This window comes from Stenotrophomonas sp. 96582_Sma, from assembly GCF_056480905.1.
In genome coordinates this window covers 3,453,132-3,475,827 of sequence record NZ_CM151122.1, presented here as the reverse complement: position 1 = coordinate 3,475,827, position 22,696 = coordinate 3,453,132, and the positions used below count along the sequence as shown (strand labels likewise).

Here is a 22,696-nt window from a genome sequence, read left to right as displayed (position 1 = left end):
GTGCAACTTCTTTTCAGGGGAACGATGGGGCCGGGTCCTTTCCACAGGAAAGGCCTCCGACCCCGGGAGGGCAGGTCAGCGTTTGCCGCCGAAGATGCCGCCCAGCAGGCCGCGCACGATCTGGTTGCCCAGCTTGGTGCCAACGGTACGCGTGGTCTGCTTGGCCATGGTCTCGATCATGCCCTGGCGGCGCTTGGTGCCGAAGATCGCATCCTTGATCGCCTGGCCGAAACCGCCTTCCTGCGCTTCGTCCTGCTCGCGGCTGCGGGCGGCGGGAGCCTGCGCCTGCTCGACTGTTTTCTGCGCACGCTGGGCCAGCAGCTCGGCGGCCGATTCGCGGTTGATCGCGGTGTCGTAGCGGCTGCCGACCGGGCTGCCGGCACGCACCTGGGTGCGCTCGGCCTCGGTGATCGGCCCCATCCGGCAGCGCGGCGGTGCGATCATCGTCTGCTGCACCGGCATCGGCACGCCCTTGTCCTGCAGCGTGGAGACCAGTGCTTCGCCGGTGCCGAGCTGACTGAGCACCTTGGCCACGTCCAGCTTCGGATTCGGCACGAAGGTCTCGGCAGCGGTCTTCACCGCCTTCTGGTCGCGCGGGGTGAACGCACGCAGTGCGTGCTGCACGCGGTTGCCGAGCTGGCCGAGGATGTTGCCCGGTACGTCGTCGGGGAACTGCGAGCAGAAATACACGCCCACGCCCTTGGAGCGGATCAGGCGCACCACCTGCTCGATGCGCTGCACCAGCGAGGCCGGTGCGTCGTCGAACAGCAGGTGGGCCTCGTCGAAGATGAAGACCAGCTTCGGCTTGTCCAGGTCGCCCACCTCCGGCAGCTGCTCGAACAGCTCCGACAGCAGCCACAGCAGGAAGGTGGAATACAACTTGGGCTTGAGCACCAGCTGGTCGGCGGCGAGGATGCCGATCACGCCGCGGCCGTCGTGATTGACCCGCATGATGTCGGCCAGTTCCAAGGCCGGTTCGCCGAAGAAGTTCTCGCCGCCATCCTGTGCCAGGCGCAACACCGAGCGCTGGATCGCAGCGATGGACTGCGCGCTGACCAGACCGTACTCGGTGGAGATGTCCTTGCGTTCCTCGGCGACCAGGCCGAGCAGGGCGCGCAGGTCGTCCATGTCCAGCAGCAGCAGGCCACGGTCGTCGGCCAGCTTGAACACGATGTCGAGCACGCCGGACTGGGTGTCGTTCAACTCGAGGATGCGCGCCAGCAGGGTCGGGCCCATCTCGCTGACCGTGGTGCGCACCGGGTGACCCAGCTTGCCGTACAGGTCCCAGAAAATGGTCGGGCTGGCGGCCGGCGCGTAGTCGGCCACGCCGATCTCGGCGGCGCGCTTGAGCAGGTTTTCGGCGCCAGGGCCGGGCACCGCCAGGCCGGACACATCGCCCTTGACATCGGCCAGGAACACCGGCACGCCCAGCCGCGAGAAGCCCTCGGCCAGGGTCATCAGGGTCACGGTCTTGCCGGTACCGGTGGCGCCGGCCACCAGGCCGTGGCGGTTGCCGAGTTTCGGCAGCAGGGTGACGGCCACATCGTCGGTGATGCCTTTGCCGAGCAGAATCGGATCCATGGTCCAGCCCTTGTGGTGAATAGCCCAATGTTAACCGCCGGCGGTGACGGTCCGAAGGTCGGCTTGCCCGGACCTTGGCGGCGCCGCTACTCTGCCTGCCTGTTTCGCACACAGTGCCATCAATGCCCGTTCCTGTCCTGATTTCCCGCGGTTGGCCGCTGCTGGCCCTGGCCGGCCTGGTTTCCCTGGCGCCCGACGCCCATGCGCAGCGGGTTTCGGCCCGGGACAAGGTGAAGGTGGATGCGCTGCAGCAGCGCATGACCGCCGCCGAGAAGCGCTACAGCGATGCGCTGCTGCTGGTCGCCAATGCCGACCCCAAGGGCAGCAACGAAGCCGACGCCGCGCTGGAGGACATGGAAGATGTCCTCAACGACTGCGTGAAGCAGAAGGGCTGCCAGATGGGCACCCTGCTGGCCAGCTACAAGCGTCTGCTCAAGCATGATGCTGATGCCGCTGCCAGCGATGACGTGGCCGATGAGGGGGGTGACCGCCTGGAAGCCGACCCCGACCATATCGGCCCGCTTACCGCCGACGTGCCGGAGGCCGCGCGCGCTGCAGCGCTGCTCAACGACAAGCGACATGCCTTCGACACCATGGTCGAGTACAACCCCGCCGTGCAGGCCGGCATCCGCCGCTGGTTGACCGACATGCGCCCGGCGTTGCTGACCAGCTACGAGAACTACCAGAACCTGCGTGCGGTGATGTGGCCGGAGTGGGAGAAGCGTGGCCTGCCTGAAGCGCTGCTGTTCGGCATCATGGCCAAGGAGTCCAATGGCCGCGTACATGCTTCATCGCGCGCTGGCGCCGCCGGGTTGATGCAGTTCATGCCGGCCACCGGCCGCCGCTTCGGCCTCGGCCCGGATGGCACCGGCTTTGACACCCGCTTCGATGCACGCAGTGCGGCCGAGGCCAGCGCCAGCTACCTCAACGAACGCCTGCGCGAACTGAACAACAACGTGGAAATGTCGGTGGCCGCCTACAATGGTGGCGAAGGCCGCGCCGCGCGCGTGTTCAAGCAGAGCGCCGGGCAGAGCTTCTGGACCGACAGCGTCTACAACCAGTTCCCCGGCGAGACCAAGGACTACGTGCCGATGGTGATCGCCGCGGCCTGGATCTTCCTGCACCCGCAGCAATACGGCGTGGAGTTCCCGAAGATCAGCGCGCAGCCGGCCACGCTGCGCCTGGCCAAGTCGACCACCATCTACGAACTGACCATCTGCCTGGGCAGCCACGGCACCCGCGATGGCTACATGCGCGCGCTGCGCAACCTCAACCCGCGCTATGAGGCCGATGGCTGGATCCCGGCCGGCACGCTGATCAATGCCACCACCCGCATCGCCGGCCTGTACCAGCGCAACTGCGTCAGTGGCCCGCGTGCCGACCTGGCCCGCACGCTGATCACCGCCGATCTGAACGCAGCAATCAAGCGCCCGGCCGCGACCAGCTACACCGGAAGCGTGGCCGTGGGCGGCGTGGTGCCGGTGGCCGATGCGGCCGCGTCCACCAGCGTGCCGACCACGCCGGTCGCTCCGGTGGCCACGCCGCGCCCGGCGGCGCGCCCGAAGCCGGTGCGCAGCCACAAGGTGGGCCGGGGTGAAACCCTGGGCGCCATCGCGGCCAAGTTCCAGTGCGACGTGCCCACCCTGGCCCGCGCCAATGGCCTGAAGGCCCCGGCCTACAGCCTGCGCCACGGCCAGACGCTGAAGCTGCAGGGCTGCGACAAGTAATCCCCCCGACCCTGGAATCCGCATGGACCTCGAAGACACCCGCAACCTGTTCGCCAACCTCCGCGAAAACACCGACTGGGACATCACCGGCCCGTTGCTGTGGGGGTACTTCTTCGTGCACTCCACTGCCGAGCCGTTGCAGGCACTGGCAGAGCACCTGCAGGCGCAGGGCTATACCTTCGTGGAACTGTTCGAGCAGGAGCCGGAAGAGGGCGACGCGCCGTTCCACGTGCTGCACGTGGAGCGTGTGGAGATCCACGACGAAGCCTCGCTGGATCGCCGCAACCAGGAATTCGCTGCGCTGGCCGCGGAAAAGGGCGTGGAAGACTACGACGGCATGGACGTCGGCCCGGCTCCGGCCCTGCAGTAACGCGCGTACCGGTAGTGCCGGCCGCTGGCCGGCAATGCTCGTCGCGTTGGATCAACGGAGATGCCGGCCAGCGGCCGGCACTACCGAAGCCTCAGCGCAGCTTCGCCAGCGCCTGGCCCAGCTGCACCGGGCTTTCGGCGCCCAGCTGCGGGGCGAACTCGGCTACGCCCGGCGGCAGCAGCACGATCACGGTCGAGCCGTAGTTGAAGCGCGCCATCTCGGCGAAACGCCCCAGCTGGATGCCCTGGCCGCGGTAGTCCTTGCGGGTGATGCGGTCACCGTAGGCCGGAATTTCTTCGCCGCTCCACACGGTTTCCACGCCGGACACCAGCAGCGCACCGACCATCACGCTGACCATCGGGCCGAAGCTGGTGTCGAAATGGCAGACCAGGCGCTCGTTGCGCGCGAAAAGGCGCGGCACGCCGTTGACGGCGGCCGGGCCGACGCTGAACAGGCGGCCCGGCACGTGCACGGTTTCGCGCAGGGTGCCGGTCCACGGCATGTGCACGCGATGGTAGTCGCGCGGCGACAGGTACACGGTGGCGTACAGGCCGTCGTTGTACGGCTTGGCGTCCTCGTCACTGCCCAGTAGTTCGGCGGCGGTGAACGACTGGCCCTTGGCCTGGAAGATGCGGCCGGCTTCGATCCTGCCGAGCTGGCTGATGCGGCCGTCGGCCGGCATCACCAGGCTGCGCGGATCGGCATCGGCCACGCGCGCGCCCGGCTTCAGTGCACGGGTGAAGAACTGGTTGAAGGTGGCATAGCTGCGCGGGTCCGGGTTGGCCGCTTCGTCCAGATTGACGTTGAACTTGCGGGTGACCGTGTCGATCAGCCAGCGCGACACGCGCGGATCGTCCGAGTACGCCAGCGAACGCGCCATCGAGGACAGCAGGCGGTGGGGCAGGGCGTACGTCAGGGCGGTGGTGAGGCTCATGGGGCGGTTTTCTCGGTCAGCTTCTGCAGGTCGCGGGCAATGGCCGGCGCGTTGAACGGGGGGCGCACCAGGCCGGCAAGGCGGCCCTGCGGGTCGAGCACGGCCAGGCTGGCCGAATGCTCGACGGTGTAATCCTCGGGATTCTCGTCGAAGTGCTTGCCTGGCACCTTCTGGAACACGAAGCCCAGCGAGGTGGCGAAGCGCTCCAGCGAGGGAACGTCGGCGGTGGCGGCCAGGGTGTCCTTGTGGAAGCCGTGCACGTACTCGCCCAGGCGGGTGGCGCTGTCACGGTCCGGGTCGACCGAGATGAACAGCACGCGCGGGCGCAGGCTGTCGGGCAGGGCCTCCCACTGGTTCTGCGCGCCGGCCAGCTCGGCCAGGGTGGTCGGGCAGACGTCCGGGCAGAAGGTGAAGCCCAAGAACACCAGGGTCCAGTGACCCTTCAGTTCGCCCGGGATCAGGCGGGTGCCGTCGGACTGGGCCAGATTGAAGTCGGGCAGTTCGCGCGGCTGCGGGTACAGCGTGATCGCTTCGGTGGCCGGGGCATTGGCCGGCGGCTTCGGCGCGAACACCTGCTGGGCGGCCAGCAGGCCGAGACCCGCCGCCAGGGCGATCAGCAGGATGATGCCGGCGTTGCGATTGAACATGGGAGCCCCCGCGCGAAGTGGGCTCCATCATACCGGCTGCGGCTCGATCGTTTCTGCCGCAACGGATGCCGCCGCGGGCGCCAGCCCCTATAATCGAGGGCCACTTTGCCCGCAGTACCGCCATGACCGCTGAAACGGCCGCCGAACTCCACACGATCATCGATCTGATCCGCTACGGCACCAGCCGTTTCAACGAAGCCGGGCTGACCTTCGGGCACAGCTACGACAACGCGCTGGATGAGGCCACCCAGCTGGTGCTGCACAGCCTGCACCTGCCGCACGATCTGGGCCCGGCCTACGGCCAGGCGCGTCTGCTGCAGGAAGAGAAGGTGCGTGTGCTGGAACTGTTCCAGCGTCGCATCGACGAACGCATCCCGGCCGCCTACCTGACCGGTGAGGCCTGGTTCGCCGGTCTGAGCTTCAAGAGCGACAAGCGCGCCCTGGTGCCGCGCTCGCCGATCGCTGAACTGATCGAGTGCGGCTTCGAGCCGTGGTTGGCCGGCCGCGATGTCAGCCGTGCGCTGGACCTGTGCACCGGTTCGGGCTGCATCGCCATCGCCATGGGCCACTATTACCCGAACTGGGAAGTGGACGGTGTCGACCTGAGCGACGACGCGCTGTCGCTGGCCGAGGAAAACAAGGAACGCCTGCAGGCGCACAACGTGACCCTGCTCAAGTCGGACCTGTTCAACGGCCTGACCGGTCGCCACTACGACCTGATCGTCACCAACCCCCCGTACGTCACCAACGACGAGACCGATGCCCTGCCGCAGGAATACTCCTACGAGCCGGAGATGGGCCTGCGTGCCGGTGACGACGGCCTGGACCTGGTGCTGAAGATCCTGCGCGATGCCCCGCTGCACCTGAGCGAGGACGGCCTGCTGATCTGTGAAGTGGGCGAGTCCGAGCAGCACCTGATCAAGCTGCTGCCGGAAGTCGACTTCGCCTGGATCGAATTCAAGGTCGGCCAGATGGGCATCTTCGCGGTCGAATGCCGCGAGCTGATCGCCCACAGCGCGCGCATCACCGAGCTGGCGGCGCAGCGCCCGTGAGCTCCAATTCGTTCGGCAAGCTGTTCACCGTCACCACGTTCGGCGAGTCGCACGGGCCGGCCATCGGCTGCGTGATCGATGGCTGCCCTCCGGGGCTGGCGCTGGACGCGGCCGAATTCGCCCACGACCTGCAGCGTCGCGCTACCGGCAAGAGCCGGCACACCTCAGCGCGCCGCGAGGCGGACGAGGTCGAGATCCTGTCCGGCGTGTACGAGGGCCTGACCACCGGCACGCCGATCGCCCTGCTGATCCGCAACACCGACCAGCGCAGCAAGGACTACGCCAACATCGGCCAGCAGTTCCGCCCGGGCCATGCCGACTACAGCTACTGGCACAAGTACGGCATCCGCGACCCGCGCGGTGGCGGCCGTTCTTCCGCGCGCGAGACCACCATGCGCGTGGCCGCCGGCGTAGTCGCCAAGAAATGGCTGGCCGAGCGCTTCGGCGTGACCGTGCGCGGCTACCTGTCGCAGCTGGGCGAGATCACCCCGGCCGGTTTCGACTGGTCGGCGGTGGAAGACAATCCCTTCTTCTGGCCGCACGCCGCACAGGTGCCCGAGCTGGAGGCGTACATGGATGCGCTGCGCAAGTCCGGTGATTCGGTCGGTGCGCGCGTGGACGTGGTGGCCGACAACGTGCCGCCAGGCTGGGGCGAGCCGATCTACGGCAAGCTCGATGGCGAACTGGCTGCCGCGCTGATGAGCATCAACGCGGTGAAGGGCGTTGAGATCGGCGACGGTTTCGCCAGCGCCGCACAGAAGGGCACCGAACACCGCGACCTGCTGACCCCGCAGGGCTTCGCCAGCAACCATGCCGGCGGCATCCTCGGTGGCATTTCCACCGGCCAGCCGGTGGTCGCCTCGATCGTGCTCAAGCCGACTTCCAGCCTGCGCCTGCCCGGCCCGTCGCTGGACACGGCCGGCAACGTGGTGGAGGTCGTCACCACCGGTCGCCACGATCCCTGCGTCGGTATCCGCGCCACCCCGATCGCCGAGGCGATGGTGGCGATGGTGCTGATGGACCAGGCGCTGCGTCATCGCGCGCAGTGCGGCGATGTTGGCACGATCACCCCGCGTATTCCCGGGCAGATCGATGGCTGACACGCGGCCGACCGTGTGGGTGAGCCAGCCGCTGATCGACGCGGCCATCGCGCCGCTGCGCGATCGCGTGCAGCTGCGCAGCACCGACACCGTCACCGCGTGGTCGCCCGACCAGATCGCCGAACAGCTGGCCAGCGCCGACGGCGCCATCATCACCCTCAACGAGCGCATCGGTGCGGCCCAGGTGTCCGGCGCCGCGCAGCTGCAGGTGATCGCCAATGTCGGGGTGGGCTACAACAACCTGGACGTCGACGCGCTCAGCGCGGCCGGCATCCTCGCCAGCAATACCCCGGACGTCCTGACTGAAACCACCGCCGATCTCGGTTTCGCTCTGTTGATGGCCACCGCGCGCCGCATCACTGAATCCGAGCGCTGGCTGCGCGAAGGCCAGTGGCAGCAGTGGTCGTTCCAGACCATGCTCGGTGCCGACATCCACGGCAGCACGCTGGGTATCCTCGGCATGGGCCGCATCGGCCAGGGCATCGCCCGTCGCGGCGCGCATGGTTTCGGCATGAAGGTGCTTTACCACAACCGTTCGCAGCTTCCGGCCGCGACCGAAGCGGAGGTGGCGGCCCGTTACGTTGACCTGGACACGCTGCTGGCGCAGTCCGATCACCTGCTGCTGGTGCTGCCGTATACCCCGGCCTCGCACCACCTGATCGATGCCGCCGCGCTGGCGAAGATGAAGCCGTCGGCGACGCTGGTGAACATCGCCCGCGGTGGCCTGGTCGATGAGATCGCGCTGGCCGATGCGCTGGCCAACGGCCGCCTTGCTGCAGCGGGTCTGGATGTGTACGAAGGCGAGCCAAAGGTACGCCCCGAACTGCTGGCGCTGCGCAACGTCGTGCTCACTCCGCACATCGGCAGCGCCTCGCTGGCCACGCGCACGGCGATGGTACAGCTGGCCGTGGATAATCTGGTTGCCGGGCTCGGCCTGGACGGCGGCCCATCGCGCATGCCGAGCGCGATCAACGCAGAGGCGGCGATGGCCGCGCGCGTGACTCTGGGCAAAAAAACCGGGAAACGATAGGGAACCTCCGCGCGCCCCGCTTGAGGAGGTTCCCCGAACCCAGCTGTCGTGCGTGTTTTTTTCCCCATCCCCGTTTTCGTGAGAGTTTCCCCCATGAGCAATGCACAGCGCAGTTTCCACGTCGCCGTCGTCGGTGCCACCGGTGCGGTCGGCGAGACCATGTTGTCGATCCTGGCCGAACGTGATTTCCCGGTCGGTACCCTGAGCGTCCTCGCCTCCGAGCGTTCGGCCGGCGGTGAGATCGAGTTCAATGGCCAGAAGGTCAAGGTCCAGGACCTGGCCACCTTCGATCCGAGCGGCGTCGAGATCGCGCTGTTCTCGGCCGGTGGCAGCGTGTCCAAGGAATACGCACCGAAGTTCGCCGCCGCCGGTGCGGTGGTGATCGACAACTCCTCGGCCTTCCGCTACGACGATGACGTGCCGCTGGTGGTGTCCGAGGTCAACCCGGAGCAGGTCGCCAACCGTCCGCGCGGCATCATCGCCAACCCGAACTGCTCGACGATGCAGATGCTGGTGGCGCTGGCGCCGCTGCATCGCAAGTACGGCATCGAGCGCATCAACGTCTCCACTTACCAGTCGGTGTCCGGCGGTGGCCGTTCGGCAACCGAGGAGCTGGGCAAGCAGACCGGCCAGCTGCTGAGTTTCCAGGAAATCGATCCGCAGCGCTTCCCGGTGCAGATCGCCTTCAACCTGATCCCGCACATCGACGACTTCCAGGACAATGGCTTCACCAAGGAAGAGATGAAGCTGATCTGGGAGACCCGCAAGATCCTCGGTGACGACAGCATCCTGGTGAACCCGACTGCAGTGCGTGTGCCGGTGTTCTACGGCCACTCCGAGTCGGTCGCGATCGAGACCCGCGACAAGGTCACCGTGGCCGAAGCACGCGCGCTGCTGGAGCAGTCGCCGGGCATCGAAGTGGTGGATCGCCACGAGGCTGGCGGCTACCCGACCCCGGTCACGCATGCGTCGGGCACCGACGCGGTGTACGTCGGCCGCATCCGCGAGGACCTGTCGCACCCGCGCGGCCTGAACCTGTGGATCGTGTCGGACAACGTGCGCAAGGGCGCGGCGTTGAATGCCGTGCAGCTGGCCGAGCTGGTCGCCGCCGAGCAGCGCTGATCACAGCGGTTGCCTCATCGGTAGTGCCGGCCGCTGGCCGGTATTGCCGTGATGGGGCGTGCGTGTGTGCCGGCCAGCGGCCGGCACTACCGAAGGTCTCCCATCGGTGGGTGCGGACCCCGGTCCGCACGCTTTATAGTGTCGCCCATGAATAAACGGGCCAAGGGCGCAAAGCGCCCGCTCACCTATCTGTCCGCCGCACTGCTCGCCCTGGCCAGCAGTTCGGCGCTTGCCCTGGGGTTGGGCGACATCCGGGTCCTGTCCAAGCCGGGCCAGCCCCTGCTGGCCGAAATCCCGGTGGTCTCGGCGGACCCGTCCGAACTGGAAAACCTGCGCGTGGCGCTGGCCTCACCGGTCACCTTCGAACGTGTCGGCCTGCAGCGGCCAACCGGACTGGTCAGTGAACTGCAGTTCGAACTGACCCGCGACACGCAGGGCAGGGCGGTGGTGCGCGTCACCTCGCAGGCGCCGGTGGAGACGCCGTCGCTCAGCTTCCTGATCGAAGCCGACTGGGGCCAGGGCCGCCTGGTGCGTGAGTACTCGGCACTGGTCGATGCGCCACCCAGTGCGTTGGCCGTGGCCGAGCCGGAAATCGTCGCGCCGGCCGGTACGCTCTCCAATACCATCGTGCGCGAACCTGCACCGGCTTCGGTGCCAGCAGCAGAGACGCCCACGACGCCGCCACCAGCGGTGGCGCCAGCACCGGCACGCCCGCGTGCGGCCTCCGCGCCAGTTGCTGCACCGGCGGCCGATGGCAGCATCACCGTGCAGCGCGGGCAGACCCTGTCGCAGATCGCCAGTGCGGTGGCACGTGGCAACCAGGTCAGTCGCGACCGCGCGATGATCGCCCTGCTGCGTGCCAATCCCGAAGCCTTCATCCGCGGCAACGTCAACCTGCTCAAGCAGGGTGCGGTGCTGCGCATGCCCGGCAGTGATGCGCTTGCTGCGGTCGACGCTGCCGAAGCGGCGACGCTCGTGCGCGAGCATGCCGCGCAATGGCGGCAGGCACGTACCGTGCCGCAACCGGTGGGCATGGCCGCACCGGTTGCCAGGGCGGCAGCCACGAACGCTTCTTCCCCGGCTGCGGCCAATGGGGCACGACTTGAGATCGCTCCGGCGCTGGCGTCCGACGCCGCGCACGCGGGCACAACCACCGGCACCGCTGCCGGCAGCGAGGGTGACATGCTGGGCAACGAACAACTGCGCCAGGCGCGTGAGGACATCGCCACCCGCGATGCCGAGATCGGCGAGCTGAAGCAGCGCGTGGCCGACCTTGAAAAGCTCAAGGAACAGCAGCAGTCGCTGATCGCGATGAAGGACAACGACCTGGCCGCCGCGCAGCAGCGCCTGACGCAGGCACCGGATGCCCGCGATGCGGCAACGCCGTGGTACTGGCTGGGGCTGCCGGTGCTGCTGCTGGCGGCGGGCGCCGCCTGGCTGCTGCGTCGTCGCAAGCCGTCGCCGCTGCCGCCGCTGCGTGAGGAAGACGATGCCGCCGGCCTGGCCGCAGCGGTGCCGGCGGGTGCGGCGCTGGATACGCTGGCCGAGCAGTCCTCGTGGTCATCGGCTGTTGCCGGCAACGGCCGCCAGGAACCGGCGATGCCCGACTGGGCGACCGAAACCGAAGTGCACGACGTAGTGGTCGCCGAACCCGTCGCCGAGCACGCGGTACGGGCCGACTGGCAGGCCGACACGCTGCGCGACGAGGACGCGGTGGCCTTGCCCGAAGCGGTGACCGATCTGCCGCGCTGGGACGATTCCGCAACCACCGCCGACGAGGTTGTCGTCGCCGCGCCGCTGCAGGACGAACGCGTTGTACCGCAGGCGCCGGCCGACGTGGCGGTGCCGGACTACGCACTGCATGCCGAACAGCAGCCGCAGTTCCGCGGCGTGTTCGATCTGCCGGCCGACGCGCATGACAACGAGGCGCCGGCGGATGCCGCTCATCCCGAAGCCGTCGACGGCATCGACCATGGCAGCATCGAGGCCTCTCATTCCGACGACATCGCGTCGAGCGCGGCCGTGCCTGCCGACGACGCCGGCTGGTCGCCACGTGCCGGCCAGGAGCGCCTGGAACTGGCCATTGCCTATCTCGATCTGGGCGACGCGCAGACGGCGCGCACCCTGTTGCTGGAAGTCGCCGAAGGCGGTGACCTGCACAGCCAGGCCCAGGCCCGCGAACTGCTGGCCCGCCTGCCGTGACCGAATCTGCCGACAAGGACCTTGCCATGAGCCGCGAACGCCGCATCGACTACGTTGAATTCGCGTCCAGCGACCCGGCTGCCAGCCGTGCCTTCTTCGAGAAGGTGTTCGGCTGGTCGTTCGTCGACTACGGCAGCGACTACACGGCGTTCGACGATGGCCGCCTGCAGGGCGGCTTCTTCCGTGGCCAGCCGCAGCGGGCCAGCGACAGCGGTGCACCGCTGCTGGTGCTGTATGCCGACGCACTGGCACCGGTCGAGGCCGCCGTGCGCGACGCCGGCGGCGAGATCGTGCGCGCGGTGTTTTCCTTCCCCGGTGGCAGCCGCTTCCAGTTCGTCGAGCCCGGTGGCAACGAACTGGCGGTCTGGTCCGAACGCGATCCGGCCTGAGCGCCACCCCATCCGCAACATCGAGGTAGCACATGCGTTATGCGCTTGGCGTCGAGTACGACGGCAGCGATTTCAGGGGCTGGCAGAACCTGGGCGAGGGTGGTCCCAGCGTGCAGGCCAGCCTCGAGCAGGCCCTGTCATCGGTGGCTGATGCGCCGCTGCAGGTGATCTGCGCCGGCCGCACCGATGCCGGGGTGCATGGCCAGTGCCAGGTCGTGCATTTCGATACCGACGTGGTGCGCGATCCGCGCGCCTGGATGCTCGGCACCACCACCCGCCTGCCGCGCTCGATCGCGGTGCGCTGGTGCGTGCCGGTGGCCGATGATTTCCACGCCCGCTTCTCCGCGCGTGCGCGCCGCTATCGCTATCGGCTGCTCAACCGCGAGGTACGGCCGGCGCTGGACCGGCAGACTCTGAGCTGGGAGCGCCGTGCGCTGGACGAGACCCTGATGCATGCCGCCGGCCAGGCATTGCTTGGTGAGAATGACTTCAGCGCGTTCCGTTCGGTGCAGTGCCAGGCGCTGCATGCGCGGCGTGAACTGCAGTCGCTGCAGGTCAGCCGTCATGGCGAAGTGATCGAAGTCGCAGTACGTGGCAATGCATTTCTTCATCACATGGTCCGCAATATCGTCGGATCGTTGATCCTGGTGGGCAGCGGCGAAAAACCGGTGGAATGGATCGCCGAACTGCTGGCCGGGCGCGACCGCACCGTAGCTGGTCCCACCGCACCGCCGCAGGGCCTGGTGTTCCTTGGGCCCCTGTACCCCGACAACTGGCATCTGCCCGCCGAGGTCACGCTATGAGCCGTTCCTACTACCGTACGCGCATCAAGTTCTGTGGAATGACCCGTGCCGGCGACGTCCGCCTGGCCGGTGAGCTGGGCGTGGACGCAGTGGGTTTCATCTTTGCCCGCGAGAGCAGCCGCCGGGTTGCACCGGCTGAGGCCCGCGCGATGCGCCAGGCGATCGCGCCGATGGTCGACGTGGTGGCGCTGTTCCGCAACAACAGCAAGGAGGAAGTGCGCGAGGTGCTGCGTACGGTACGTCCGACCCTGCTGCAGTTCCATGGTGAGGAAGACGAAAGCTTCTGCCGCAGCTTCAACATGCCGTACCTGAAGGCGATCGCCATGGGCGGCCGTGAAGAGGTCAACGCCCGCACCCTGCAGCTGCGCTACCCCAGCGCTGCCGGCTTCCTGTTCGACAGCCACGCCCCGGGTGGCGGTGGCGGCACTGGCGTGGCGTTCGACTGGGGCCGCGTTCCGACCGGGTTGCACCGGCCGTTCCTGCTGGCCGGTGGCCTGAACCCTGAGAACGTCTACGATGCTGTGCTGGCGACGCTGCCGTGGGGCGTGGACGTCTCCAGCGGCATCGAGCTGGAGCCGGGCATCAAGGACGGCTACAAAATGCGCACCTTCGTCGAAGAAGTGCGTCGCGCGGATTGCACCGTTCTGGAGTGATCCGCGTCACCTGAGGGGTCACCCGGAATGTCATCGTCGACGGTGCATTCCGCCGTGCCGTGAAGGCGGGCGAATCCTGAATGCGATGAGTATCACGCTTTCGGGTAATTCAGGTTCCAGCGCCAAAAAGTCGACACCCCCCGAACATCTGATCGGACACAATGCGCCCAGCCTGTCTTGGCTGGGTGCGATGCCGTGTGCGTGTCGCTGGCCGCGCCCCTGAGATACGCCTTACCTTTCGAACGAGGACGCAATGGATATGCCCCATCTCTCTTTCCCCCGTATCCGCCTGGCCCGCCTGACGCTCGTGCCCGGTCTGCTGCTTGCCTTGGGCGCGTGTGCGGCTGGTGACTCATCCGCCCCGACCGCATCGGCACCGGCCGCTGCCGCACCGGCAGATGCACCTGCCACAGCACCGGCCACGGTTCCGGCGGCAGCACCGGCTGCCGACGGCCTGGCGGCGCTGATCCAGGCCAGTGGCGTGAAATGCAGCAACGCCAGTACGGGTAGCGGCTGCACGGCCGGCGATGTGGACAGCGGTGATTTCTACGATGTCGAACTGTCGCCGGACTGTGGCGACCAGGGTTTCTTCGCGGGCGTAGCCGATGCCAAGGGCGTGGAGACGTTGAGTGCGGTGCCATCCACCGGCAGCAAGGCCAGCGTGACCGCGAAGCTGTCGAAGGGGCAGCTGGTCTGCGTGCAGGGCATCGGGCGTACCGGACAGAATCCGCTGTTCTATTACGTCGTTGCGGTTCCCGCTGCGACGGTCGGCAAGTGCAAGGGCAACACGTTGTGTGACACCTATGGCGACAGGCCGATCACTGGCCTGGCGACCACGGGGGGCGAGGCCTGCCATGCGACGGCGCCGGGACGTTACGCCGGGAACTGCGCACAGGGCTGGGTCAGTGCGGACGTGCTCGACGTGTTTTCCAACGGAATGTAATCACCGCCAGGGGAGCGGTCCAATCAACCACTGGCAAAGGAACAGCTCATGTCGGATCCAAAAATCACCCGGCTGGTCAGCAGCGTAGGTACCACGCGCACGCTGGAAATGGACGATGGCAGTGTCGTCGAACGATCAGGCGGCAGCGTCTCGTGGCGCAACAACAATCCTGGCAACCTCAAGTTTGAATTCGCCGGCAGCGCGGACAAGACGGTAACCAATCCGCGTACCCGCGAGCAGGCGCTGGAATCGGCGCAGGGGCGCTACAAGGGCGTGGTCGATCTTGACCAATGGGGCAACGCGGTTTTCGAAAGCTATGAAGCCGGCCGGGTGGCGAAGATCCAGCTGCTCGAACGCCGGTTCGGCGACAAGACCGTGGAGGAAATGCTGCCGAGCTACTCCACCAAGGATTACAGCGGCACCACCCACCACAAGGAGCAGGCGGCCACCATCTATGCCGAAGGCGATCGCCAGGGGGTCGACCTGCGCTCGAAGACCGTCGGCCAGATGAGCGTGCGCGAGCGTGAAGTGCTGGCCGACGGCATCCGCCGTTTCGAGGGCTGGCAGCCGGGTGAGGTTGCCACGCAGCAGCCTCCTACGCGCACAGCGGCGGCTGCGCCCGTGCAGACCCAGACCCAACCGCAGGTACAGACGCCTTCGGCGGCGGCGCCCGCTGCGGGCCAGGCCGCGGCTGCAGTCGGCAGTGCCGCGCTCTACAACGAGGCCTATCAGCATTTCATGGCCTCAGGCCGCCAGTACGAATACGGGCGCCCGGACCATCCGCGCCCGGGTCGCGACAGCAGCCGGCTGGAGCGTGACCTCGATGGTGACGGACGCTTCGGCGTGGATTGCTCGGCGTTCGTATGGCGCGGCCTGAAGAACGCGGGTTACGACGTGCGTGGCGAGAACGCTGCGGGGTTCACTACGTCGACGCTGTTCAATGGTGCGAACACCACGGCTTACGCACGCGAGCATTTCGATGTGACCTCGGCTGCCGAAGCACGCAAACCGAACGGAACGCTGAAGCAGGGCGACATCCTGATGTTCTCCTCGTCGCAGGGCCAGCATGTCGGCATTTTCAAAGGCTACGACGCGCAGGGAAACATCCAGTTCATCGGTTCACAGGGAAGCACCGGGCCGGCCGAAGTCACCATCCGGCCGGGCGGGTACTGGGATGGCGGAAGCACCCGCATCGTTGGTGCGCTGACACCGAAGCCGGAATTCCAGGTGCGCGCGCCGCTGCACGGCAATGGCGAACCTGCGCTGTCCCGGCCAACCGCCACCGTGCAGCCGGCTGCATCACACACGGCGGCCAGCGAGGTGATGAAGCAGGGGCAGCGTGGCGCCGACGTGCAGGCGTTGCAGCAGACTCTCAACCAGCTCGGTGTGCGTGATGCGCAGGGCCATCGGTTGTCAGAGGATGGTCGTTTTGGTGATCACACCCGCGAAGCGGTGGTCGCGCTGCAGAAACAGCAGGGGCTGGTGGCCGATGGAATTGTCGGTCGCCAGACCGCTGCCGCGCTGGCGGCGGGCCGTGTGCAGGGCCATGAACCTGCAGCGGCTGTACCGAAGGGGCCGTCGCTGAACGATGCATCGCATCCGGACCACGCACTGCACAACGCCGTCCGCAGCAAGCTTCCCAGCGTGTTTTCCGAAGAGGCTGCCGCCAATATCACCCTGCATGCAAAGCAGAACGGAATCGACGCGGCCGACAAGCTGCAGAGCATCACGGTGCAGGATGGCAAGGCGTTCGTGATGGGCACGACGCCGGGCTTCCGCACCGCGGTCGACCTGGCCCAGGCGCCGCCGTCGCTGGAGCAGACCAGTGCCAAGCTGCTGGCAGATCCTTCGCACCAGCAGCAGGTGCATGAGGAGCAGCAGCGGGTCGCGATGGGCGGTCGCTGAGGCCTGTGTTGCCGGCTCCGGGCGGTGAACGCCGCCCGGGGCCTCGTCTCATTGCAGTTGCGCTGCTGCCCAGTCGGCCAGGGCGTCCACCCGTGCATCGGCCGGGCCATCCGGCCGCGCCAGCACCCAGAAGCCGCCGGTGGCGGTAAACCCCCACGGTGCGACCAGCCGGCCTGCTGCCAGATCTTCGGCCACCAGTGGCTCCGGTGCGATCGCCGGGCCCAGCCCGGCCACGGCTGCTTCCAGCAGGTAGTACAGATGTTCGAAAGCGGTGCCCAGCTGCAGCTTCGCGGTGTCCAGATCGTGCGCCTGCGCCCACGCCGGCCACGCCTGCGGCCGTGAGCTGGTGTGCAGCAGCGTTTCCTGCAGCAGCGCCGAGGGCGGTACCTGCCGCAGGCGCTGCGCGGCCGGATGCGAGGGTGCCACCACCACGCCGACCCGTTCCGGCGCCAGCTCACGCACCTGCCAGCCCCGTGGCCACGGCCCCTGCGCCAGCAGCAGCACGGCATCCAGCGCCGCCTGTGCTTCGGTGAAACTGCCATCCAGCGCCGACCACTGCAGGCGCACGCCGGGCAGGGCGGCCTGCAGCACGGGCAGGCGCGGGATCATCCAGCGCGCCAGTACGCTGCCGCTGCAGCCCAGCACCAGTGCTGGGGCCGCCGTCGGCCGGCGCAGCTCGCGCACGCAGTCTTCGATGCCGCTGAACGCCTCGCTGCACGCGGCCTGCAGTCGCGTGCCCGCAGCGGTCAGGCGCAGCCCGCGGCCGGCACGCTGGAACAATGCCAGGCCGAGATGATCCTCCAGCAGCTTCAGTTGCCGGCTGACCGCGCCGTGGGTGACATGCAGGTCCTGCGCGGCGCGCCCAACCCCGCCCAGACGGGCGGTGGCCTCGAACGCACGCAGCGCATTGAGGGGAGGCAGCAGGGAACGACTCATGTGAGATTTCCTGACGATATGCGCCAGATAATATCCATTTTCCGGTCACGACCCGTGCGCTAGAGTATCCACCTGTCTCGAACCAGCGGTCGCTTCCATGTCTGCCTCCCCCATTGCCGACTACCACGCCTTCCCGGATGCCCAGGGCCACTTCGGCCGCTACGGTGGCAGCTTCGTCGCCGAAACCCTGGTCGGCCCGCTGCAGGAACTGGCCCAAGCCTATGACCAGGCCCGCCAGGACCCGGCATTCCAGGCCGCTTACGACCGCGACCTGGCCCATTACGTGGGCCGGCCGAGCCCGATCTATCACGCCCAGCGCCTGAGCGATCATGTCGGCGGTGCGCAGATCCTGCTCAAGCGCGAGGACCTGAACCACACCGGTGCGCACAAGATCAACAACACCATCGGCCAGGCGCTGCTGGCCGCGCGGATGGGCAAGAAGCGCATCATCGCCGAGACCGGTGCCGGGCAGCATGGCGTGGCCAGTGCCACCGTTGCCGCGCGCTTGGGCCTGGAATGCGTGGTGTACATGGGCGCCACCGACATCGAGCGGCAGAAGATCAACGTCTACCGAATGAAGCTGCTCGGTGCGACGGTGGTGCCGGTCACCTCCGGCTCGGCCACCCTGAAGGACGCGCTCAACGAAGCGATGCGCGATTGGGTGACCAACGTGCAGGACACCTTCTACATCATCGGCACCGTGGCCGGCCCGGATCCGTACCCGCGCATGGTGCGCGATTTCAACGCCATCGTCGGCCGCGAAGCACGCGAGCAGATGCTGGCCGAGTACGGCCGCCTGCCGGATGCGATCACCGCCTGCGTCGGCGGCGGCAGCAATGCCATCGGCCTGTTCCATGCCTTCCTCAATGATCGCCAGGTCGAGATCGTCGGCGCCGAAGCTGCCGGTGATGGCATCAGCACCGGGCGCCACGCTGCATCGATCGCGGCGGGTCGGCCGGGCGTGCTGCACGGCAACCGCACCTATGTGCTGTGCGACGACGACGGCCAGATCATCGAGACCCACTCGGTATCAGCCGGCCTGGACTACCCGGGTGTCGGGCCGGAGCACGCGTTCCTGGCCGATACCGGCCGTGCGCGCTACCTCGGCATCACCGATGAAGAAGCGCTGCAGGCCTTCCACCTGCTGGCGCATACCGAGGGCATCCTGCCGGCACTGGAGTCCAGCCACGCACTGGCACAGGCGATCAAGCTGGCGCGTGAGCGTCCGCGTGACCAGATCGTCCTCTGCAATCTGTCCGGCCGTGGCGACAAGGACGTGCACACCATCGCCGCGCGTGAAGGGCTGGTGCTGTGAGCGCGCGGCTGCGGAACAGCGGCGTGCTGCTGCTGGCGCTGGGCTTGGCCGCGTGCCAGCCGCCGGAGCCGCCGTTGCTGGCACCGGCCGCCAAGGCCACCACGCAGCCTGTGCAGCGGGCCGCCAACGATGATCTTGACCCGATGGCGCGTACGCCGATCGACGATCCGCCGTCTGTGGAAGATAAGGACAGCGATGACGCGCCCGCGGTGGCCTCGGTGGCGCTGGACCATGCCGGCGAGGTGCTGATCGGCCAGCATATGACCGATCTGAAGGCACTCGGGCCGTGGACCGCGCAAGGGGCGGTCGAAGCCATCGGCGGCAGTTGCGAGTACTACGACGGCAAGGGGCTGCCGCCCGGCGTGTCGATGATGACCGATGAAGATCGCGTCGTCCGTTTCGATCTCGGCCTGGATCCGGAGAGCGGGGCGCCGACCCAGCAGCCCGGGCCGTTCGGCCTGCGTGTCGGCATGACCCGCGCCCAGGCCATGGCCCAGTTCCCGAAGCCGCCGGTATCTAGCCCGCATGCCTACGACGGTGACCAGGGCGAGTACCTCACCTGGCAGGACCCGGGCTCGGCCCTTGGCATCCGCGTGGAACTGTTTGAAGGGAGGGTCATCCAGATGTACTGGGGGACCAGCGATGCGATTGAACTGATTGAAGGATGTGCCTGAGATGCCTGTATCCCGACTCGATGCCTGTTTCCAGCGACTGCGCGAGCAGCAGCGCAAGGCGCTGATTCCCTTCATCACCGCCGGTGATCCCTCGCTGGAGGCCACCGTGCCGGTCATGCACGCGCTGGTCGATGCCGGTGCCGATGTGATCGAACTGGGCGTGCCGTTCTCCGACCCGATGGCCGACGGCCCGACCATCCAGCGCAGCTCCGAGCGCGCGCTGGCGCGTGGTGCTGGCAGCCGCTACGTGCTGCAGGCCGTTGCGCAGTTCCGCGAGCGTGACGCTCAGACGCCGGTGGTGCTGATGGGCTACCTGAATCCGGTGGAGATCCATGGCTACGCGGCCTTCGCAACGGCAGCCGTGGAGGCCGGTGTGGACGGCGTTCTGCTGGTCGACCTGCCGCCGGAAGAAGCCGGCGAAGCGCAGCAGGCCTTCGATGCAGCGGGCCTGGCACTGGTCCTGCTGGCGTCGCCGACTACCAGCGAGGCGCGCGCCGACAAGCTGCTGGCGCTGGCCCGTGGCTACCTCTACTACGTCAGCTTTGCCGGTGTCACCGGCGCGTCCGAGCGCCTGGACAGCGATGCCGCCAGTGCCCGCCTGCAGGCGTTGCGCGCGCGTGCTTCGGTGCCGGTGGTGGCCGGCTTCGGCATCAAGGATGCCGACAGTGCTGCGGCGATGGCCCGCCAGGCCGACGGCGTGGTGGTCGGCAGCGCGCTGGTGGCGGCGCTGGCCGAAGCGGGCTCGGCTGAAGAGGCCGCACAGCGCGCTCGAACCTTCCTGGCTCCGCTGCGGCAGGCGCTGGACGCCTGAGAGGTAGTGCCGGCCGCTGGCCGGCACACGCCTGGGCCGCGTGTGCGACAAGGGTTGCCGGCCAGCGGCCGGCACTTCCCCGCACCTAAACGTACGTCCCAGCATGGTTTTTTCCGGCGGCCCCGTGGCTGGCAAGGGGGTGCACGGGCGGGGAAAGCGGAGCTAGACTGTCCGCCTTTGCGGCCCTTGGGCCGCCCTGAACGGAAGTGTCCTCCCGCATGAGTTGGCTCAGCAAGTTGATGCCGTCCGGCATCCGCACCGACAACACCCCCAGCAAGAAGCGCAGTGTCCCCGAGGGCCTGTGGGAAAAGTGCAGCAACTGCGGCAGCGCGTTGTACCGTCCGGAACTGGAAGAGAACCTGGAGGTCTGCCCGAAGTGCGGCCACCACATGGCGATCCGCGCACGTGCGCGCCTGGCCGCCCTGTTCGACGCCGACAGCACCACCGAGATCGGTGCGCGCCTGGGTCCGACCGACCTGCTCAAGTTCAAGGACCAGAAGAAGTACAGCGAGCGCATCAAGATCGCGCAGAAGAACACCGGCGAATATGACGCGCTGATCGCCATGCGCGGTCTGCTCAAGGGCCGTGCACTGGTGGCCTCGTCCTTCGACTTCGCCTTCATGGGTGGCTCGATGGGCTCGGTGGTGGGTGAGCGTTTCGCGCTGGCCGCCGAAACCGCGGTCGAGATCGGCGCCCCGTACGTGTGCTTCTCGCAGAGTGGCGGTGCGCGCATGCAGGAAGGCCTGTTCTCGCTGATGCAGATGGCCAAGACCTCGGCCGCGCTGGGCAAGCTGCGTGAAGCGGGCCTGCCGTACATCTCGGTGCTGACCCACCCGACCACCGGTGGTGTGTCGGCCTCGTTCGCGATGCTGGGCGACATCAACATCGCCGAACCGCAGGCGCTGATCGGCTTCGCCGGCCCGCGCGTGATCGAGCAGACTGTGCGCGAGAAGCTGCCGGAAGGCTTCCAGCGCTCGGAGTTCCTGTTGGAGCACGGTGCCATCGACCAGATCTGCGACCGCCGCGAAATGCGCGACCGCCTGTCCGATCTGCTGGCAATGCTGGGCCGTCAGCCGGCGCCGGAGGTGGCTTGATGGGAGGCCGCAAGTACTTCGGTACTGATGGCATCCGTGGGCGGGTCGGCCAGGGCGTGATCTCGGCCGACTTCGTGCTGCGCCTGGGCAATGCCCTGGGCCGTGTCCTGGTCGCCCAGCGCGGCCAGGACGGGCGCCGGCCGATCGTGGTGATCGGCAAGGACACCCGCATTTCCGGTTACATGTTCGAAGCGGCACTGGAAGCCGGCCTGGTCGCCGCCGGCGCCGACGTACAGCTGCTGGGGCCGATGCCGACCCCGGCGGTGGCGTTCCTGACCCGCACGCTGGGCGTGGACGCCGGCATCGTCATCAGCGCCTCGCACAACCCGCATTACGACAACGGCATCAAGTTCTTCTCGGCCCAGGGCGAGAAGCTCGACGATGCCACCGAACTTGCCCTGGAAGCGGCGCTGGACGTTCCGTTCACCACCGCCGAATCGGAGAAGCTGGGCAAGGCATCGCGTGCGCGTGAAGCGGTCGGCCGCTACATCGAGTTCTGCAAGGCCAGCGTGCCGCGCGCGTTCGACCTGCGTGGCGTGCGCCTGGTGCTGGATTGCGCACACGGCGCCACCTACCAGATCGCACCGCTGCTGTTCCGCGAACTGGGGGCCGAGGTGATCGGCATCGGTGCCGAGCCCAACGGCGTCAACATCAACGCCGGTGTGGGTTCCACCCATATCGACAACCTGGCGGCCAAAGTCCGCGAGACCCGTGCCGATCTCGGCATCGCGTTCGATGGTGATGGCGACCGTGTGCTGATGGCCGACGACCAGGGCAACCCGGTCGACGGTGACGACCTGCTGTACATCCTGGCCCGCGCCTGGAAGGACGAAGGCCGCCTGCGCGGCCCGGTGGTCGGCACGCTGATGAGCAACTACGGCGTGGAGAAAGCTTTCGCCGATCTGCAGATCCCGTTCGTGCGCAGCAACGTTGGTGACCGCTACGTGCACCAGGCATTGGTCGAAGGCGGCGGTGTACTCGGTGGGGAAGCGTCGGGCCATCTGCTGTGCCTGGACCGGGCCACCACCGGTGATGGCATCGTCAGCGCTCTGCAGGTGCTGGTCGCGCTGCGCAACAGTGGGCAGACCCTGCGCCAGGCACTGAAGGGCCTGGTGCGGGTGCCGCAGAAGACCGTCAACGTGCGTCTGGGCAATGTCTCGGCCAAGGCCACGGTGCAGTCTGAAAGCGTGCAGTCCGCGCTGGCCGTGGCGCAGCAGGCCGTAGCCGGCCGTGGCCGCGCGTTCCTGCGGCCGTCCGGTACCGAGCCGGTGGTTCGGGTCACCGTGGAAGCCGATGACGCTACGCTGATGCAGCAGACGCTGGACCGCTTGTCCGCTGCGGTGCGTGAAGCCGCCAGCTGAGGCGACTGCACATCCGTACAAAGAAAGCGCCCCGGAATTCCGGGGCG

The 22,696-nt window shown here is 67.8% G+C and carries 21 protein-coding genes; 17 read left to right on the top strand and 4 right to left on the bottom strand.

The window, feature by feature from the left end; genetic code table 11:
* Positions 1–75: 75 nt before the first annotated feature.
* Positions 76–1,581: a helicase HerA-like domain-containing protein gene (locus ACZK2R_RS16350; protein ID WP_125895849.1), complete on the bottom strand. Its 1,506-nt coding sequence runs from the start codon at positions 1,579–1,581 to the stop codon at positions 76–78.
* A gap of 122 nt (positions 1,582–1,703) precedes the next feature.
* On the opposite strand from ACZK2R_RS16350, the gene ACZK2R_RS16345 reads away from it, so the two are divergent.
* The gene (locus tag ACZK2R_RS16345) at positions 1,704–3,308 is read left to right on the top strand and encodes a transglycosylase SLT domain-containing protein (protein ID WP_180836622.1); all 1,605 of its coding nucleotides are present in this window, start codon (positions 1,704–1,706) and stop codon (positions 3,306–3,308) included.
* A 22-nt stretch (positions 3,309–3,330) separates the two neighbouring features.
* On the top strand, positions 3,331–3,678 hold the full coding sequence (locus ACZK2R_RS16340; protein ID WP_071228773.1) for a ribonuclease E inhibitor RraB: 348 nt from the start codon (positions 3,331–3,333) through the stop codon (positions 3,676–3,678).
* A 91-nt stretch (positions 3,679–3,769) separates the two neighbouring features.
* On the opposite strand, the gene asd is transcribed toward ACZK2R_RS16340, so the two are convergent.
* The gene (asd, locus tag ACZK2R_RS16335) at positions 3,770–4,612 is read right to left on the bottom strand and encodes an archaetidylserine decarboxylase (RefSeq protein ID WP_180836623.1); all 843 of its coding nucleotides are present in this window, start codon (positions 4,610–4,612) and stop codon (positions 3,770–3,772) included.
* Positions 4,609–5,259, bottom strand: coding sequence for an SCO family protein (locus ACZK2R_RS16330; protein WP_006381470.1), 651 nt, complete (start codon positions 5,257–5,259; stop codon positions 4,609–4,611). Before ACZK2R_RS16330 ends, asd begins: the two co-directional genes overlap by 4 nt.
* Before the next feature lie 122 nt (positions 5,260–5,381).
* Between ACZK2R_RS16330 and prmB the strand changes: the two genes are divergently transcribed.
* The 10 genes from prmB (at position 5,382) to ACZK2R_RS16280 (ending at position 16,458) form a co-directional block, all read left to right on the top strand.
* A complete protein-coding gene (gene prmB / locus ACZK2R_RS16325; protein ID WP_032128243.1) occupies positions 5,382–6,311 on the top strand; it encodes a 50S ribosomal protein L3 N(5)-glutamine methyltransferase in 930 nt (309 codons plus the stop codon).
* Positions 6,308–7,411, top strand: coding sequence for a chorismate synthase (gene aroC / locus ACZK2R_RS16320; protein ID WP_032128244.1), 1,104 nt, complete (start codon positions 6,308–6,310; stop codon positions 7,409–7,411). The genes prmB and aroC overlap by 4 nt, the downstream gene beginning before the upstream one ends.
* Positions 7,404–8,441, top strand: a complete 1,038-nt coding sequence (locus tag ACZK2R_RS16315; protein ID WP_180836624.1) for a 2-hydroxyacid dehydrogenase — start codon at positions 7,404–7,406, stop codon at positions 8,439–8,441. Before aroC ends, ACZK2R_RS16315 begins: the two co-directional genes overlap by 8 nt.
* 93 nt (positions 8,442–8,534) lie before the next feature.
* Positions 8,535–9,563: an aspartate-semialdehyde dehydrogenase gene (locus ACZK2R_RS16310; RefSeq protein WP_012511725.1), complete on the top strand. Its 1,029-nt coding sequence runs from the start codon at positions 8,535–8,537 to the stop codon at positions 9,561–9,563.
* 147 nt (positions 9,564–9,710) lie between these two features.
* A complete protein-coding gene (locus tag ACZK2R_RS16305) occupies positions 9,711–11,765 on the top strand; it encodes a FimV/HubP family polar landmark protein (protein ID WP_180836625.1) in 2,055 nt (684 codons plus the stop codon).
* A 26-nt stretch (positions 11,766–11,791) separates the two neighbouring features.
* Positions 11,792–12,154 (top strand): VOC family protein, encoded by a 363-nt coding sequence (locus tag ACZK2R_RS16300; RefSeq protein ID WP_032128247.1) that lies wholly within the window; start codon positions 11,792–11,794, stop codon positions 12,152–12,154.
* A gap of 32 nt (positions 12,155–12,186) precedes the next feature.
* The gene (gene truA, locus ACZK2R_RS16295; protein ID WP_134952017.1) at positions 12,187–12,957 is read left to right on the top strand and encodes a tRNA pseudouridine(38-40) synthase TruA; all 771 of its coding nucleotides are present in this window, start codon (positions 12,187–12,189) and stop codon (positions 12,955–12,957) included.
* Positions 12,954–13,610 (top strand): phosphoribosylanthranilate isomerase, encoded by a 657-nt coding sequence (locus ACZK2R_RS16290; RefSeq protein ID WP_019660598.1) that lies wholly within the window; start codon positions 12,954–12,956, stop codon positions 13,608–13,610. The genes truA and ACZK2R_RS16290 overlap by 4 nt, the downstream gene beginning before the upstream one ends.
* A 253-nt stretch (positions 13,611–13,863) precedes the next feature.
* Positions 13,864–14,553 (top strand): hypothetical protein, encoded by a 690-nt coding sequence (locus ACZK2R_RS16285; RefSeq protein WP_180836626.1) that lies wholly within the window; start codon positions 13,864–13,866, stop codon positions 14,551–14,553.
* 48 nt (positions 14,554–14,601) lie between these two features.
* Positions 14,602–16,458, top strand: coding sequence for a C40 family peptidase (locus tag ACZK2R_RS16280; protein WP_180836627.1), 1,857 nt, complete (start codon positions 14,602–14,604; stop codon positions 16,456–16,458).
* A gap of 48 nt (positions 16,459–16,506) precedes the next feature.
* Here the strand turns inward: ACZK2R_RS16280 and ACZK2R_RS16275 are convergent, their stop codons facing one another.
* Positions 16,507–17,394: a LysR family transcriptional regulator gene (locus ACZK2R_RS16275; protein WP_032128249.1), complete on the bottom strand. Its 888-nt coding sequence runs from the start codon at positions 17,392–17,394 to the stop codon at positions 16,507–16,509.
* A 97-nt stretch (positions 17,395–17,491) separates the two neighbouring features.
* Between ACZK2R_RS16275 and trpB the strand changes: the two genes are divergently transcribed.
* The 5 genes from trpB to glmM all read left to right on the top strand — a co-directional run bounded on the left by trpB (position 17,492) and on the right by glmM (position 22,649).
* A complete protein-coding gene (gene trpB, locus ACZK2R_RS16270) occupies positions 17,492–18,709 on the top strand; it encodes a tryptophan synthase subunit beta (RefSeq protein ID WP_014647880.1) in 1,218 nt (405 codons plus the stop codon).
* The gene (locus ACZK2R_RS16265) at positions 18,706–19,383 is read left to right on the top strand and encodes a hypothetical protein (RefSeq protein WP_180836628.1); all 678 of its coding nucleotides are present in this window, start codon (positions 18,706–18,708) and stop codon (positions 19,381–19,383) included. The genes trpB and ACZK2R_RS16265 overlap by 4 nt, the downstream gene beginning before the upstream one ends.
* Before the next feature lies 1 nt (position 19,384).
* Positions 19,385–20,194: a tryptophan synthase subunit alpha gene (gene trpA / locus ACZK2R_RS16260; RefSeq protein WP_032128252.1), complete on the top strand. Its 810-nt coding sequence runs from the start codon at positions 19,385–19,387 to the stop codon at positions 20,192–20,194.
* 218 nt (positions 20,195–20,412) lie between these two features.
* Entirely contained in the window at positions 20,413–21,288 is an 876-nt protein-coding gene (gene accD, locus ACZK2R_RS16255) for an acetyl-CoA carboxylase, carboxyltransferase subunit beta (RefSeq protein ID WP_005410473.1), read from the top strand.
* Entirely contained in the window at positions 21,288–22,649 is a 1,362-nt protein-coding gene (gene glmM / locus ACZK2R_RS16250) for a phosphoglucosamine mutase (protein ID WP_032128253.1), read from the top strand. Before accD ends, glmM begins: the two co-directional genes overlap by 1 nt.
* Positions 22,650–22,696: the final 47 nt, after the last annotated feature.

Coding starts and splice junctions, on each gene's coding strand:
- trpB (WP_014647880.1), top strand. CDS start 17,492: ATGTCTGCCTCCCCCATTGCCGACTACCACGCCTTCCCGGATGCCCAG.
- glmM (WP_032128253.1), top strand. CDS start 21,288: ATGGGAGGCCGCAAGTACTTCGGTACTGATGGCATCCGTGGGCGGGTC.
- prmB (WP_032128243.1), top strand. CDS start 5,382: ATGACCGCTGAAACGGCCGCCGAACTCCACACGATCATCGATCTGATC.
- ACZK2R_RS16300 (WP_032128247.1), top strand. CDS start 11,792: ATGAGCCGCGAACGCCGCATCGACTACGTTGAATTCGCGTCCAGCGAC.
- ACZK2R_RS16275 (WP_032128249.1), bottom strand. CDS start 17,394: ATGAGTCGTTCCCTGCTGCCTCCCCTCAATGCGCTGCGTGCGTTCGAG.
- asd (WP_180836623.1), bottom strand. CDS start 4,612: ATGAGCCTCACCACCGCCCTGACGTACGCCCTGCCCCACCGCCTGCTG.
- ACZK2R_RS16345 (WP_180836622.1), top strand. CDS start 1,704: ATGCCCGTTCCTGTCCTGATTTCCCGCGGTTGGCCGCTGCTGGCCCTG.
- ACZK2R_RS16305 (WP_180836625.1), top strand. CDS start 9,711: ATGAATAAACGGGCCAAGGGCGCAAAGCGCCCGCTCACCTATCTGTCC.
- ACZK2R_RS16340 (WP_071228773.1), top strand. CDS start 3,331: ATGGACCTCGAAGACACCCGCAACCTGTTCGCCAACCTCCGCGAAAAC.
- ACZK2R_RS16310 (WP_012511725.1), top strand. CDS start 8,535: ATGAGCAATGCACAGCGCAGTTTCCACGTCGCCGTCGTCGGTGCCACC.
- ACZK2R_RS16330 (WP_006381470.1), bottom strand. CDS start 5,259: ATGTTCAATCGCAACGCCGGCATCATCCTGCTGATCGCCCTGGCGGCG.
- trpA (WP_032128252.1), top strand. CDS start 19,385: ATGCCTGTATCCCGACTCGATGCCTGTTTCCAGCGACTGCGCGAGCAG.
- ACZK2R_RS16290 (WP_019660598.1), top strand. CDS start 12,954: ATGAGCCGTTCCTACTACCGTACGCGCATCAAGTTCTGTGGAATGACC.
- ACZK2R_RS16285 (WP_180836626.1), top strand. CDS start 13,864: ATGGATATGCCCCATCTCTCTTTCCCCCGTATCCGCCTGGCCCGCCTG.
- ACZK2R_RS16315 (WP_180836624.1), top strand. CDS start 7,404: ATGGCTGACACGCGGCCGACCGTGTGGGTGAGCCAGCCGCTGATCGAC.
- ACZK2R_RS16280 (WP_180836627.1), top strand. CDS start 14,602: ATGTCGGATCCAAAAATCACCCGGCTGGTCAGCAGCGTAGGTACCACG.
- truA (WP_134952017.1), top strand. CDS start 12,187: ATGCGTTATGCGCTTGGCGTCGAGTACGACGGCAGCGATTTCAGGGGC.
- accD (WP_005410473.1), top strand. CDS start 20,413: ATGAGTTGGCTCAGCAAGTTGATGCCGTCCGGCATCCGCACCGACAAC.
- ACZK2R_RS16350 (WP_125895849.1), bottom strand. CDS start 1,581: ATGGATCCGATTCTGCTCGGCAAAGGCATCACCGACGATGTGGCCGTC.